The organism is Paenibacillus sp. J22FR83 (assembly GCF_059691955.1).
Genome location: NZ_JCAUAM010000012.1, coordinates 229,842 through 244,747 on the forward strand (window position 1 = coordinate 229,842; position 14,906 = coordinate 244,747).

Consider the following 14,906-nt stretch of genomic DNA (forward strand, 5'->3'; position numbering starts at 1 on the left):
AACATGAGCATAACTGAAGTGACGCGCGAGAAAGATCGCAAGCTTGGTGAAATTTTAAGAAACATGGGCCGTGTCATCGTCGCCTTCTCCGGAGGGGTAGACAGTACATTCGTCCTCAAACGTGCACAGCAAGAGCTTGGAGATCAAGTACTTGCCGTTACCGCAGCATCAGAAACGTTTCCCACGAGGGAGTTCGATGCCGCTGCACAACTAGCAGAGCAATTTGGCGTTCGCTTGCACAAAACAGAGGTAAAGGAATTGGAGAATGCGAATTTCGTAGCCAATAATCCTGACCGTTGTTACCACTGCAAGACGGGGCTTTATTCCCATTTGCAAGACATTGCCAAAGAACTGGGTTATCCCTATATCCTAGATGGCTCCAATGTAGATGACTTAGGCGACTACAGACCAGGTCTTCAAGCGAAGAATGAGCAAGGCGTTCGCAGTACACTGCAAGAAGCCGGCTTAACCAAAGACGAGATCCGAGCGCTTTCCAAAGAGCTTGGTCTACGCACATGGAACAAACCTTCTTTTGCCTGCTTATCTTCTCGTATACCGTATGGTACGCAAATCGAGAAATGGAAGATTGACCAATTGGATGAAGGAGAATACTTCTTATCCCAGCTTGGTCTTTATCAAGTTCGTGTACGCCACCACGAGAAAATTGCCCGAATTGAAGTCATGCCAGATGAAATTCATAAGGTCGTTGAACATCGTGATGCGATCTATGAGAAATTCAGCAAGCTTGGCTTTACGTATGTCACCCTAGACCTGCAAGGCTACCGTACGGGCAGTATGAATGAAGTGCTGTCCCAAGAAACCAAAGATAAGGTGAAAGAAGCTTCCTTATGATGGACTTAGAGAAGATCTTAAAACTTGTTCAGGCCGGCGATCTGGACATCGACGAAGCCAAGAAGCAAATCATCAAGGAAGGCGGCTCAGGTCCCGCCAACCTTGATCTAGGATTTGCGCAGCTCGACATCGATCGCGAGAAACGTACAGGCTTCCCTGAGGTTATTTTCGGGGAAGGCAAGACGCCCGAGCAGATCGAGGCCATATTCCGGCGGCTGATGGAGCACACCGACCGCGTGCTTGCCACGCGCGTCGACGCGGCCAAAGCCGCCTATGTCGTAGCCAACGTGGAAGGTGTCACCTACCACGAAACAGCACGGGCGCTCACTTGGTTCAAGCGCCCGCTGCTCAAAGTCCACGACGGCTATATCGCCGTCGTGTGTGCAGGCACCTCCGACCTCCCCGTGGCGGAGGAGGCAGCCCTTACGGCAGAATGCCTGGGAAGCCACGTTGAACGCGTGTTCGACGTGGGTGTCGCTGGCATTCATCGGCTTTTCCGCCGGCTTGAGCTCATTCGCGGTGCGAATGCGATTGTGGTTGTAGCCGGCATGGAGGGTGCACTCGCCAGTGTCATGGGCGGGCTTGTGTCTAAACCTATCGTCGCGGTGCCGACGAGTATTGGATACGGAGCGCACCTTGCCGGGATCGCCCCTTTGCTGTCCATGCTGAATAGCTGCTCGCCTGGTATCTCCGTCGTTAACATCGACAATGGCTTTGGCGCTGGTTATTATGCGGGACTTATTAACAAAAATATGTCGAAACGAGCGTGAATAACGACTATGCGCATTTTATATTTGGACTGCTTCTCTGGCATTAGCGGCGATATGACCCTTGGCGCTTTGGTGGATGCGGGAGCAGATCGTGCTTACATCGAGAATGAGCTTTCCAAAATCAAACTAGAGCCTTACACCCTGGAATGGAAGCGTGTTGTGAAACGGGGCATTTCTGCTCTTAAACTGGATGTCATACTCGATCCGGAACATCCTCCGAAGAAACACAGACATTATTCACAAATCGTCGATGCCATTCAAAAAGCAGCATTCAATGAACGTGTTACAGCGCTGAGTTTAGCTATTTTCGAGAAAATCGCGATTGCAGAAGCTAAGATTCACGGAACACCTATTGAAAAAGTACATTTTCATGAAGTTGGTGCCATTGATTCCATCGTCGACATCGTAGGTGTTGCCTTAGCCATCGATTCCTTGCAAATCGAGCGTATTTTCTCCTCTCCAGTACCTCTAGGATCAGGAACCATACATATCGATCATGGTATATATCCAGTTCCCGCTCCTGCCACATTGGAGATGATGAAAGGCATACCTATCGCTTCAACTCCTTATAGTTTAGAAATGACAACACCAACTGGGGCCGGTATTATTTCCGGTATTGTGGATGAGTTCTCCAAAAGCTTCCCTCCGATGGTCGTTAACCAAATCGGTTATGGTGCAGGCACAAGAGACTTACCTAAACAGCCTAATGTTCTACGTGTTGTCGTTGGCAAAATTGATCCGCTAATTGGGAAGTGGCAAGTTAGCCACGAACACCTAGCACATGATCATAGTCATGAACATACGCATACGCATGATGATCATCATCACCACCATGACCACAATCACGATCATTCACATAGCCATAATCATGACCATGACCATCACCACGATCACTCGCACAGCCATGATCACGCTCATACTCATCATGGCGCCGCACCTAGCTCACCTCAATAGTCGCTTACATGACAAACGCCCTTCCATCATTTTGGAAGAGCGTTTTTTTCTCTTTTCTGCTGCAGAAATAACATCCTTACTTCCTCATAAACCATCTTCAAAGGAACGTCATGTATCCGCGCAACTTGTTCACATTCCTTAAACTCAGGAGCAAATTGCACCAACTTCCCCTCATGGTAACCAACTTTTACCGTTAGAGGTCCCCAAGGTGTTTCCACATGCTCAAATTCTCTTGCCAATCGATGACATGATGCATGGAGATAGCGAATGCCCAGCGTTGTTGTTTCACTAAAAATAATCTCTTCAATTAATGACAGCCGCCCTTCATCCACTAATACATTCAGCATCACACCTGGGCGCCCTCGTTTCATAATAATGGGTACCATATAGACATCATTGGCTCCTGCGTCAAACAGCTTATCCATCACATACGTCATCCACTCCGGATTCATATCATCCAAATTAGCTTGTACTAACAACATATGATCGTCAACATGCTCTTCTCTATGGTTAAAAGACATTCATCTCACCTCTTACTGGCATCATAGCAAATATCTCGGGGCAACGAAAGATCGAAGGATAAACAACAAGACATCCGTACATCCTAAGAACTAACATTTCAGGAAGGATGATAGAGATGCAAAGCAGAGCATTTTGGTCAAAGGTTCTCGTCCTTAGCCTCCTCCTATCAACAAGTGCAATACCACATTTTTCAAATATTGACGGAACACTAGCTATGGCTCATAACCAAATTACACCAAGCCCAAGCGCCCAACCGACCAAACCTTCACAAGCGGAGCGCAAAGAGCTATTTGAGAAAATAAGCTTACTCTCTGGCATTCCTTGGACGTACCTAGCAGCTGTGGACCAATATGAGAAAACCATCAACATTGCAAAAAAAAGAACTGTTCAACAGAGCTTGACGAATATTTATTTCTCAGAACTTGTATGGGCGGGCGTATTGAATCCAGATCCACAAGACACCAATTTGAAAAGTGTTTCCTTTTTCCATGGCTTAGGCCGTGATGGCTCAGGGGACGGCATTGCTGACCGAAACAACGATTTAGATGTACTCGCGGCTATGGCAGCGATCTTAAGCAACAATGGAACCAAAGTTGATAACTTACAAACGAACCTTTGGAACTATTACCACAATGCACGCAGCGTAGAACGTATTCGTCAATTCACTGCGATCTATGAGTCCTTGGGCACATTAGAGGCAAATGCTCATGCATTCCCATTACCTGTTTCATCCAACTACTCTTACCGCAGCACATGGGGAGATAGTCGCGGCTGGGGTGGTCATCGTACCCATGAAGGTACTGATCTTTTCGCTGGCTACGGCGTTCCAGTTAGAAGCACTTGCTATGGTATCGTTGAAATCAAAGGATGGAACCCCTACGGTGGCTGGCGAATTGGTATTCGTGACCTCAATAACATTTATCACTACTACGCCCACCTTTCTGGCTTTCAAAAATCTATCAAGATAAACGACATCGTCAAACCCGGACAAACTCTCGGCTGGGTTGGCAGCTCCGGGTATGGAAAACCAGGTACATCCGGCAAATTCCCGCCGCATCTTCATTTCGGACTATATCGCGATAACGGCACTACAGAGTGGAGTTACGATCCCTATCCATCCTTACGAAGATGGGAGCGCGAAGAACGAGGCCAAAAGAAATAAACCCGCCATCTTATGGTGGGTTTATTTCTTTAATACTTTTTATTTAGTTGTACCTTCCTTAGGTGTAGCATTAGTTGCCCCTGTGTGCGGAATAGTAGGTAGTGTTATGCTCGGTGGACTGCCCTCCTTCGAACTTCCCACCGGATTCCCTTTATTGTCATAATAATAAGTAGGAACATCCCCCACTACAAGCGAATAAGAAATAGGAATTTCTGTTTCTACAATTTCTGTTTCTGAATCGAAAGGAATAATAACAGAAACCTCTGCAACAATGTGCACATAGACTTCAAACATCACCATATTAATACCAACATTTTGAGTTCGTGTATTTAAATCCACCTTCACACTTCCAACAGGCAGCAATCTAATCGGGATATCTGGTCCAAAAGAGGCAAGAATCGCACTATCCATAGCCTGCCCCAGGGGAATATGGTCTGCAATACTTTCCAGATTGTTCAACTCACCTTGGACCGTTTTAATAGCTTCCGAAGTAATCCTCATATGCTCATTATAATTCAACATAAAGCCTGTAATCTTATTGTTTTTATCCATTTTCCAATCAATTAATTGCTCCGCATTCGTTCCACCTGCCACATGATCAGCAATTGCACTATTTATCGCTTGAGTTGCAATCTGCTTAACCCTAACCTTCGCTAGGTTCATCAAAGGCGGTCTTAAATTTCGTTCTATAAAAATAAAAAACTGAATACAAAACAAGACTAAGATGAGCAAACCAATCCACAGTACCTTTTTACGGCTTGTTTTCACAGTTGGCCTGCTTTTCCATCGTCGCCTCTGCAGCATGCTTCTCCCCCTTCCTCTGTGACCATAACCGACTTATTCGCCATAATTCATTAGTACTACCTTATGCGGACATGTTTTGAAAAAGACGATCCAATCCTATACCATCCCTCATTTCATTAAAACTAACCAATGCCCCCAATTGCGCTTCTCTCTATCACACCCGGGTACCCTTCTCCAGTACACTACTTTCTATCTCACTCGATCCCTTCACCAACTGTACTATTTCCTATTAACCCGTTCCCCCTCGCCAACGCACTACCCACTTTCACACACACCCTCTACCAGCTTTTCAGTTTTTCGCCCCCCCAGTACTTTCTTCCCCCAAACTTTATCTCTACTATCCCCTTCACTCAGAAAAAAGAGTACACAAATTTATCCAAATTATTGAAAATAGATCATATGTTTGGTACAATAAAAAAAGGGAACAAACGTTCCAATTGTTTTTAGGGGAGAACTTTTATGGATATTTCAAATTTGTCATATGAGCAGTTTCATAATTATTTTTCCTCTGAAGATACCTGCATTGACTTTCTCTTTCAAATAAAATGGCCCAATGGCTTTCAATGCCCACATTGTGAGAATCGTCATGCCTATGTAACTGCAACTCGACGTTTACCCTTGTATGAGTGTTCTCGTTGTCGTTTCCAAGTCTCCTTACTTTCAGGAACGATTATGGAAGGCACCAGAACTGAACTTCACAAGTGGTTATTGGCAATCTTGCTAATTTCGCGTACTCATGTTGGAACTACTGCCATGGAGCTTTCAAAACTTATTAGCGTCACTCCACCGTCCATAAACATCCTCAAGAACATCTCCTGCTCGTAGGTTCCTCGCTTAATGAATTAGGTGAGCCTAATCATATCAAAATTAAACATGTTATCCCTTCACATCCTAGAAATAAGCATATTACTAAAAGCGATATTTCATCCTTCCATGAACAACATATCGAAGCAACTGTAAAGGGAATTCAAACGACAACTGGTTTTTATACCCCTAAACGGCAGCGTCCCTTACTTGAAGTTGCAAAACAAGCAAGCACTTGGATGAATACTACCTTCCACGGCATAGGCGCTCGCCATCTTCAAATCTATTTAGCCGAGTTCTGCTACCGAATTAATCTAACTTCATTGAACATACCTATCTTCGAAAACTTAATTAAACGCTGCATATTTCATTTCGCTGCATCTCCACCAACACCAACTACTACATCTTAAACAAATCACTTAAAGACGTAATGGTCTGTTAAGTTTTTACTAGTTAAATTTATTCATTCATTGTTGCCTTTTTGGACTTATTCGGTTGTCGGGTTTGTTTACTCCTTCTTACTCCTTTGACTTGATAGTTCATGATTTGATTGTCTAATTCGGTCTAGTTCAAAGTGTTATTCTTTTCCTGAGCCAAGGGGATAGTGCACATAGGTAGCTGTAAAAGATACAGTGCGCTAGAAAAGAGCTGCTGAGCTTTTAGTCTATGTTCTATGGTTTGTAGTTGCGTGTGATCGGGGAGTGCTCGCGGGTACCTGGTGTATAGTTTTTCGTAATGGTTAGCGGGTAGATAGAACAAGAGCTGTGCCGCCAAGTCCGCTTGGGGTGCTGCTTGTTTTGGTTAGTGCGATTTTGTCGACATTAGCGCCATCTTCTCTTACTTTGATGTAAAGTGTGTCTGTGCCTGTTGAGAGTGAGATTGAGCTGCTAGGCTTTTTCCACGCCCAGTGGTTTAGTAGCATGGAACATTGATTTCGTCATCTCCATTCGTTAATTAGTAACGATCCATAATTAATTGTGTCTTTAAGGAATCTTGGGCCAAGAACCAACCTTTGCCTTGTAGATAGGTAATTAACTCATCATGTTTGGTAGATGCTGTCGTCTGGCTTGTTGTTTTGAAAGATGCTTCCCCTACGCTTCGCGTGTGTTGGGGACGTAGCGGCCATATGCTCGGCTCCATCTGGCTCTTGATTGAGATGGATGGCAAACGACTTTTCTACTCCGGAGATTATAGCTACAAAATTCATCAAGGACTCCCCGACGTCCGTCGGATGATCCGGTCTATGCGCAGCAACTTCAAGCTGCTCGTCCATGCCCCCAAACGGGATACGGATGCCCTGCTCCAACAGCTCACCAAAGAGGGAGAGCAAGATCTGCTCTCCCTTCAACCAGGTGCTCGCATCGTTTTGTAACGATGCGAGCATCTTTACTTTTTTAACCCTTCATAAGCTCGTCCAGCTCATCCCAAGATGAAATCCGCGGCAAGGTCAGATGTCGATTATACGATCTGTCCTTCACACAAATGCGCACAGGCAGATGGGCAAGTGTCTCCAGCACAGTCGGTTTATCGTCAAAGTAATAATCGAGCCCTAGCGCCTCTATGATATGTACTTTCTCCGAATCACTCATCCCACAGTAGAAATGCCCCTCTGCAACAGGGAATCCATGGTCGAGCAACCATTGTCGCGTGCGCTCCGTATGCTCTTTGTCTCGAGCTGTAATATAGTACACCTCATGACCTTGCTCAACCAGTTTGTTCAGTACCTCACGCGCATGGGGGAATATCGCACAGTCCGAATAATAAATCTCATCGCGCAAGCTAAACCACAACTTCCCGCCCTCTTCTTTGCTCAATCCAAAAGCACTGTGAATTTCCATAGATGGCAAGGCGTGAAACACATCCAGCCCAATGTTCTGCCCTAGCTTCTGATTATAAATATGAAACGCATGCTCTCTTAAATTAATGAGGGTATCATCAATATCAAATCCTAGTTTCACCGTCTAACCCTCCTTTTCAACTTGCCGCTATTCCTTTAATCTGATCCCAAAAAGACTGACAAATACCGACGCCTGTTCTCTAGAAATAATGCATCCACGCAAATCCTCAATACTCACACCTAAGCTGGTAAACTCACACGTACTGAGGTCTATCCCTTCTAGTTTCGTGCCTGTAAATTGCGCTTGCTCCAATTGACAACCCTCAAATTGTAGCTTTTGCAAAGTTGCTTCATAAAAATCAGAGCTGTTTAAAGAACACGTCTGAAATGCGATTTGTTTAAGGTTTGCCATGCGGAATGTCACGAAATCCCCTAAGCAATCTTGAAAAAGGATGTTTCTCAAAGTGGATTCAGTCAGATCCATACCGATAATTTTGCAATTCCGGAATTCCGTTCTATGTATGGTTGCTTCGGTAAAGTCGACATTCGATAAGTCACATCGATCAAAAATAACATCCGTTAGCTCAATTTCTTTCATCGCAATGCGTGTAAACGTCACGTTACGAAAAATAACTTTATCAAACGCAACTTTATAGGCAGACTGATTATCAATTGTGCAATCACTTATAAGACCAGTATGAAAGCTATCTTCAGGCTCAAATTTCCCTTCCTGTAAGGTAATAACTGGTAATTCTTTAGGTATTTTGGGTGCATCTAGTTTAAGAATACTCATGAGAAGCTCCTTATCATAAGGTAATGGGCAAAAAAATAAGCCTTACGGCTTACCTTATAGAATAATCATTGTGGATAAGCTATGCAGCATGAAGAATAAGGATCCCCATTTTCTTTTGATATAATTCCGGCCACGGAAAAGCCTAGTCTTAATCGTAGAAACAGGTAGATTCACTTCACGGCTAATGTCTTCTAACGACATATCCAAATAATATTTGTAAACAATGAGGTCTTTATATTTATCGGGCAGATCTTGAATCATTTGTTCCACCTGGCTATATGTTTCCTGTTCAATCAGCTGCAGCTCGGGTGTCTTCTCATGACTCACCAACTTCTCAATGAGGGGGCGTTCATCTCGGGAAGGAAACCCACTTGTATCCATGGAGAGTTCCTTTTTCTTCTTCCTCATCAGATCAATCGTGACATTCTTGCCAATGCTAAAGATCCAGCTGGAGAAGTTCTTGGTAGCATCAAATCGATGTGAATTCAAATGTGCACGCAAAAAAGTCTCCTGAACAACATCTTCGGAATCTGACTTATTTCGAAGCATACGAAAAGCTAATCGATAAATTCTGTCCTTGTACAGCTCCAGAAGTCGATTAAACGCTTTCGCATCTCCTTGACTCCACATTGTTGCAAGTTGACTATCGCTTAATTGCAGCATGTTAAATCTCCTTCACCTAGTAAACTACCTATCTTCTATTCTACCAAATCAAAGCAAAAAAAAGAAACCTTTTCAGGCTTCAAAGATGACTATTTATCGATAAAATTGGACACATATTCCGCTTTCTCTGCACTTGCTATGACGATTAACGTGACAATAATGCCGAATAGGATAATTCCGCCTACGATCATACCGCGCACCCTCTTTGCTGATTGATACGAGTGATCATCTCTTAACAAAGATATGATGCGCAGTACTGATTATTCACCGATATTCATAATAACATATTGTTCAATATGGCTTGCCAGTAAGCCGAAGGTCGGTTTCTGGACCTCGACATGTTTGCCGAGGAGCGATTTCACAGCTAAATACGGGAAGTTAATACCCGATAAACAAGTGACGTGTAAACCGCCTGACATCCGAGGATTGATCTCTAACAGCTTCGGTACATCCTGATTGTATTTAACTTGAATATTATAATTAAAAGGAATGCGGTAGGTAGCCGCTACGCGATTAGCAAGTTCAATCAGCTCTGGTACTTCCTCCAACAACCTCAGTCGTCCATCCGCTTTTCGACGCGGGACGGCCGCTAAAAGCTCGCCGGATGCGGACGCTAAACAATCGATACTGTATTCATGACCACCCAGTACTTCCATGACCATGACATCTTCAAAACGTTCTACGGTTGAGAAGTTCTGATACGCTTGCTCTTTCGTAAGGTACGGCAAGACGGGGCCAAACATATCATTCAGCGCATTCCGCTTGTTGCTGATAATCCGAAAGCCATTGCCGCCCTCACCATTCGTTGGCTTCATGCATACGCCATGACCAGCCGCTGTAAGCGCATCGTGAGCTTTAAGAAACTGCTCAGCCGTATTTACCACATGATAATCAGGAATCGCTACGATTCCCTTAGGCCGAATGGATTCGTAGAATTTCTGCTTTTCCATGAGATTTTCTAAGAGCTCCAAATCACGACAAACCGTTACACGCGTACCGATTTTCTCAAACTCATCAATATGCTTAGCGATCGCGTACATATGCAGCCTAGGAATAAACACATCAATCCCATGCTCTCTACAAAAGCTTAGTGCATATTCCACGTAGTCGTCGTCGCCAAGAACAGGCTCTGTATCAGCAAAGTCCGCTGCTTGCAGCGCCATGTGAGTACGATCGGGATGTGTCGCATACATCTTAAATTGAACGCCATCCTCATTGTTGCGAATGCTGTTCATGTAATGATAAGCAACAGAAAACCAGCGGTTAAACCATACTTTTTTCATGATGGCTCCTTTATGAGCAACTTGCGATGCTCGCTATGTGTGGAATGGACAAAGGACGTAATATCGTCTGCAGCAAAAATACCAGATTCCTCCGTGAATCTATATATCCCTGACGGTGTCAACTGCTCTTGGCGGAATAACTCTCCGTGCCCTGGAGCAATGGCGTAATCAGCGATATCCAGCAAGCTCTGATCCAGCAGGGAATCACCGGAAGCAATGACTTTCCGGCCATCCAGTAATTGCTTCAGATGTGTAACCGCAGCTCCCTTGCTCACAGCTTCTGGGACGATATAGACCTTCCTGCCTTGAACAGAAGTTCGCCAGCCCATCCCCTTCAGCTGTTTGCTCAAATCGGCTATTTCCTGCACAGGCATGCGGTCGCGCTCGACAATATGAGAGTAAAAGAGATCATCACACCAACTTGAGCTGATCACCCAGTCCTGATTGAATACGGCGTTCGTGACTTGGCGAATATCTTCGACTGGCGCGCTTGAATCACGAACGCGCATTCTCACAAGATCTTGCCATTCCGTATCCACTTTGCCATTAATCAGCATATTCCCCCCGTTGCTTGTGACGGCGTATTGGGGTTTCAAAATTTGACTGATAAGATGAATTCGCTCATATTGGGCAATTGTCCGCGTTGTCACAGGGATGAAAATAAGCTCATTCATCAACGCTTGTAGACGTTGATATGTACTAGAAGACATATAAGATCTCACTTTGCCATCGATGAGCTCGGCAACCATGATACGCTCTCCCAGAAGCTCCGCTCGCTCTGCAGGTTGCGAATAAATTAAGGTCTGATCTAAATCACTAGCGTAGATCATTCGGCATCCCCTTTCACAGATTGAATCAAACCGCAGCATGAATAGGTAAGGCCTGGATACACCTCAACAGGTGCACCACGTGCCTCAGCTAGCAGCAAAATATGCCGAATATGCGGATTATCCATGCGATCTACTAAGATCCGCCACGGCACTCGCCTAAGGAGGACACGCGTCGTTTCTCCCACGCCAGGCTTGATCAGATTGATATCAGCCATGGAATAAACCGTCTGAATCGCTTGAATATCCCGTAAGCCATGCCATGATATGGCGGGTGGATGCAGCAACATTTTCTGGGCAATCCTCTGGGCCGCCTCTGTCACCCCGCTGAAATTAGGCACGATCGCTTCAATAAAATGGGTAGACTGATCGTGTTCGAGCCATTCCTTGTAATATTTGGAGCCATGGAAATCATTCGGTCCAATCAAATCGTCGCGCAGCACTGTACGACTCATTAAACCGGAGACCGTGGAGTTCAGGCATGCGCTCGGAATAAGGAAGTCCTCGCGGGTTCCGAACATATCGGTGCAATGCCCAGGATCGGCGAGAACTGCTAGATCATCATCTAGGATGATCCCGTGATCCCTTGCCATTTTGCCACAAGCTTGGGTAAGTACCTTACGAATGGCCCCCTTGCCTGTCCATCCATCAATGAATTGCAGCCTTGTTCCTGGATGTTTCTGCAACATATATAAGAGAGCGTTCTCATCAATTCCCTTACCACGAATAATCGAAATACTGTAATGGGGCAGATCGAGTCCATGAATGTCCCTAAGGTATCGCTTGATCAAAATACCCACAGGTGTACCCGCTCTAGCCAAGGAAACGAGGACCGTGTTCGGCCCCTTCTTGGTTCGTATAAGCTCCGCTACTACACCTACCGATAAGGCTACTTTCTCCGCAGACAGCTCGAGGGTTTCTTGATATAAGTTCAAATAATCAGAGGAAGGCAGATGCTCTTGCGGGAGCATTTCGGAGTAGTGTGTACCGGATTGGATAGCACGCTCTCTGGCATCTAAAGCGACTTCCAACCTAATATTGCTAATATCCTTCAGTAGAAATGTCACATCACCAGAGGGATAACTCCCCATTGGTTGAGGATCATCTATGCGTCTGGAACGCCAAGCTTCCATACCGTAGCCTCCTTCCAATCAACCGTTTGAGGTGAGAAGTAGACGATATGCAGGGTGTGCAGACCTTTCGCTTGGAGAATTCGCAGAATCGGGTCCATCGATGAAGGGGACGCTTCTCTTTCCAAAAAAAGAAAGAGCTCCTGATACTTGCCGTACGGGATATTGTAGAAGAAATGGACAACTTGTTCATCCTCTGGGGAAGGGAAAGCATGGCCATATTTTACCGCATAGTCGTCGTGTTCAATGACATGGATCGGGCTGCGTGTCGTCGATTGATAAGACACCCCATCTCCCATCTCGGCCGCAATCCGCATCGGGATATACATAAATTCCCCTGTACCCACACATAGCGTGTGTTTCCCCGTACGTTTGCGCTTGAGCAACTCAGCCGTTTGTGTGATGGAACGATCCAACTGTTCCGTATTGGCGGGGGTAAGTCCGAATCTTCCGCTATGCTGCAAATAAGGGCGGTTGCCCGCATAAGAAGCATGCGAGAATAGTTGATTGGCATAACCTATTTGCAGTTCTGTGTGCTCCTCAATCAAAGGCTTAGGCGCTTGCACAGGCAAGCTTTCGCTAGATCCAACTACTCTCGTGTTCCCACGAATCAAAGAGATGACTACAATCGTAATCTGTAGTTCTTGCTCCAATTGGTCAAACTGAAGGATATCTTCCTCTGTACGCCAATCCAGCAGTGCTAACACATAGTAAATCTTCTTCGGAAATTTCTCTTGCAAATCGCGAATAATATTAAGGGACGTTCGCCCTGTTGTAATTTCATCATCGACAAGAACAAGAATGTCAGGCAGCGTCAGAATTGCCGGATCATCCGAATACCCATAATGAGCCGTAGCATGCGAATGCTCTTCTTCAAACTGAAGAATGGTTGGTGATTCCTCGATCACCTCACGAGTTGTATGCAGGTAATGGCTTCCTCGCCCAAAAGCTTCGTATACCGCATGACCAATGGCTGTAGCCGTCTCCGCAAATCCAATAAAAGCAATAGGCTGCTTTAGGGGTAACCGTTCTGACATGATTGCATGATAGGCAGTTTCTGCTTTCTCAGGGCATACAAGCCCCTCAATAGCCCTTTGAACTTTCTCGTCTGATTGGTTTCCTTGTAAAGCTTGCTGCAGTAATAGCGCTAATGTAGTTCCGCTTAATAGGGACGTATACGGATTCACAGGGATATGCTTGCCTAGCACCTTACTTACAAACAAAAAAGATCGCTTCTTATTAATTCTTGCCGCCATGGAGAATAAAGCGTCCAGCGGTATGTTGTAGGGATTCGAAGTCACGGTGACGTGCAGCTCCAAATCACCTGCTATTTTATACGTACGCTCGGTTAGGTCCCGTGAGTAATCCATCAAAGGTTTGTTGTTCATGCAGCACCCCATATACTTGTGATCGTAGAAGAATACGTTTCGCCCAATTATAATGGGGTTTGAATTCATTCATTTTATTACCGTATGCACTCTTCATAACGCCAAGGTCGCCATGATTGTTCTTCAGAATACTTATAGCATCTGTATATTCCTCATGGGTGATCGCATAGCGGGTTTGGACTGGCTTAATGTGTGTAGGATGAATGATCGTTTTGCCGACTAAACCATTTTCTTTATCCAGCATCACTTCCTGTAAGAGACCTTTCACGCCGAAGTATTCATACACAGGTCCAGAAATGACGTTGGTGGCCTCCATCCGACCAAAAAGGTTAATAATATCAGCAACACAATCCCGTATCGGGGCAATGTCATAAATCGTTCTGTCCGGACTTCTTCTCAGCCCAAATAAGCTTGAAAAGTCAGTAGCACCAATCCGAATATTCAAAACTAAATCTTTAAAATTCGTTATGATTTCATTAATCGCCAGTAACGTATAAGTGCGGCTTTCTTTATAAATAATCGAGGCCGATTCCAGAATCGGTAGTCCATAAAGAATAGGTGCTGATGCCGATTTCTCATCATTATAATTTTCCAGAACTTGGAAATAATCCTCGCCATTTTCCACAGTGAATTTCGGGAACACAATACCAGTTAGAAGAGCTACATTCTCTTCCAATCTCTCAAGCACATAGTTCAATTGATTCACACTTCTTACACGGATGAATATCAGCGGCAGGTTATCCCCGCTTACGATACCAACTTCCATCCAATGCGCGATCTGATTCATTTGCCCAATAAGCGATTCTTCAGCAGCATGCACTTCGTTATCACCTACAGCATCCTCGAGATCAAGGACTACGGATACTAAGCCTTCAATTTTACCAAAAGCAATATCTTCTGCGAACGTACGCCGGGTCGCTGGCATATAGAGCGCAGCACCGACTGAATGAGCTAAAATGTCTTTGTGCGAATGATTATGGAAGGAATTCGGCGGTATGTAAAATAAAGCTTTCTCTTCATCCGCGGTTAAATAATTAAAATATCGCATGCCGATTCCTCCCTCTTTAGTTCAAAACAATCCCTCCTTAACGGAGGGATTGCCCATGATTACACCTAT

General features: G+C 44.9%; 17 protein-coding genes. 5 read left to right on the top strand and 12 right to left on the bottom strand.

All coding sequences use genetic code 11. The annotated features are described in order from the left end of the window. The first annotated feature begins 3 nt into the window (after positions 1–3). The 3 genes from larE to larC are packed head-to-tail and all read left to right on the top strand — an operon-like array spanning position 4 to position 2,576. Positions 4–852, top strand: coding sequence for an ATP-dependent sacrificial sulfur transferase LarE (larE, locus tag AC58PV_RS22395; RefSeq protein ID WP_497434664.1), 849 nt, complete (start codon positions 4–6; stop codon positions 850–852). Next, entirely contained in the window at positions 849–1,622 is a 774-nt protein-coding gene (gene larB, locus AC58PV_RS22400) for a nickel pincer cofactor biosynthesis protein LarB (RefSeq protein ID WP_068668200.1), read from the top strand. Before larE ends, larB begins: the two co-directional genes overlap by 4 nt. A 9-nt stretch (positions 1,623–1,631) precedes the next feature. Further along, a complete protein-coding gene (gene larC, locus AC58PV_RS22405) occupies positions 1,632–2,576 on the top strand; it encodes a nickel pincer cofactor biosynthesis protein LarC (RefSeq protein WP_497434665.1) in 945 nt (314 codons plus the stop codon). A gap of 26 nt (positions 2,577–2,602) precedes the next feature. Here the strand turns inward: larC and larC2 are convergent, their stop codons facing one another. Next, positions 2,603–3,097 (bottom strand): nickel pincer cofactor biosynthesis protein LarC2, encoded by a 495-nt coding sequence (gene larC2 / locus AC58PV_RS22410; protein ID WP_497434666.1) that lies wholly within the window; start codon positions 3,095–3,097, stop codon positions 2,603–2,605. Positions 3,098–3,312: 215 nt separating this feature from the next. Here larC2 and AC58PV_RS22415 point away from each other — a divergent pair, with 215 nt between their 5' ends. After that, positions 3,313–4,260, top strand: coding sequence for a M23 family metallopeptidase (locus AC58PV_RS22415; RefSeq protein ID WP_497434668.1), 948 nt, complete (start codon positions 3,313–3,315; stop codon positions 4,258–4,260). A gap of 39 nt (positions 4,261–4,299) precedes the next feature. On the opposite strand, the gene yunB is transcribed toward AC58PV_RS22415, so the two are convergent. Then, positions 4,300–5,028, bottom strand: a complete 729-nt coding sequence (yunB, locus tag AC58PV_RS22420) for a sporulation protein YunB (protein WP_497434669.1) — start codon at positions 5,026–5,028, stop codon at positions 4,300–4,302. 495 nt (positions 5,029–5,523) lie between these two features. On the opposite strand from yunB, the gene AC58PV_RS22425 reads away from it, so the two are divergent. Then, positions 5,524–5,889, top strand: a complete 366-nt coding sequence (locus AC58PV_RS22425; protein WP_497434670.1) for a transposase — start codon at positions 5,524–5,526, stop codon at positions 5,887–5,889. A 718-nt stretch (positions 5,890–6,607) separates the two neighbouring features. Here the strand turns inward: AC58PV_RS22425 and AC58PV_RS22430 are convergent. The 10 genes from AC58PV_RS22430 to AC58PV_RS22475 form a co-directional block, all read right to left on the bottom strand. Next, positions 6,608–6,790 carry a hypothetical protein gene (locus AC58PV_RS22430; RefSeq protein WP_497434672.1) on the bottom strand — a complete coding sequence of 61 codons (183 nt, stop codon included), beginning with the start codon at positions 6,788–6,790 and terminating at the stop codon, positions 6,608–6,610. A gap of 117 nt (positions 6,791–6,907) precedes the next feature. Continuing rightward, complete coding sequence (locus AC58PV_RS22435; RefSeq protein ID WP_497434673.1) at positions 6,908–7,252, bottom strand: hypothetical protein; 345 nt, start codon at positions 7,250–7,252, stop codon at positions 6,908–6,910. Positions 7,253–7,262: 10 nt separating this feature from the next. Continuing rightward, positions 7,263–7,826, bottom strand: a complete 564-nt coding sequence (locus AC58PV_RS22440) for a 5' nucleotidase, NT5C type (RefSeq protein ID WP_497434674.1) — start codon at positions 7,824–7,826, stop codon at positions 7,263–7,265. Between the two features lie 27 nt (positions 7,827–7,853). Next, positions 7,854–8,498, bottom strand: coding sequence for a pentapeptide repeat-containing protein (locus AC58PV_RS22445; RefSeq protein ID WP_497434675.1), 645 nt, complete (start codon positions 8,496–8,498; stop codon positions 7,854–7,856). Between the two features lie 54 nt (positions 8,499–8,552). Beyond that, entirely contained in the window at positions 8,553–9,161 is a 609-nt protein-coding gene (locus tag AC58PV_RS22450; protein WP_497434676.1) for a sigma-70 family RNA polymerase sigma factor, read from the bottom strand. A 260-nt stretch (positions 9,162–9,421) separates the two neighbouring features. Then, entirely contained in the window at positions 9,422–10,444 is a 1,023-nt protein-coding gene (locus AC58PV_RS22455; protein ID WP_497434678.1) for an ATP-grasp domain-containing protein, read from the bottom strand. Beyond that, complete coding sequence (locus AC58PV_RS22460) at positions 10,441–11,274, bottom strand: HAD family hydrolase (protein ID WP_497434679.1); 834 nt, start codon at positions 11,272–11,274, stop codon at positions 10,441–10,443. Before AC58PV_RS22460 ends, AC58PV_RS22455 begins: the two co-directional genes overlap by 4 nt. After that, the gene (locus AC58PV_RS22465) at positions 11,271–12,404 is read right to left on the bottom strand and encodes a cysteine protease StiP family protein (protein WP_497434680.1); all 1,134 of its coding nucleotides are present in this window, start codon (positions 12,402–12,404) and stop codon (positions 11,271–11,273) included. Before AC58PV_RS22465 ends, AC58PV_RS22460 begins: the two co-directional genes overlap by 4 nt. Beyond that, on the bottom strand, positions 12,377–13,789 hold the full coding sequence (locus AC58PV_RS22470; RefSeq protein ID WP_497434681.1) for a phosphoribosyltransferase family protein: 1,413 nt from the start codon (positions 13,787–13,789) through the stop codon (positions 12,377–12,379). The genes AC58PV_RS22465 and AC58PV_RS22470 overlap by 28 nt, the downstream gene beginning before the upstream one ends. Then, the gene (locus AC58PV_RS22475; RefSeq protein WP_497434683.1) at positions 13,734–14,837 is read right to left on the bottom strand and encodes an HpcH/HpaI aldolase/citrate lyase family protein; all 1,104 of its coding nucleotides are present in this window, start codon (positions 14,835–14,837) and stop codon (positions 13,734–13,736) included. The genes AC58PV_RS22470 and AC58PV_RS22475 overlap by 56 nt, the downstream gene beginning before the upstream one ends. Positions 14,838–14,906 lie beyond the last annotated feature (69 nt).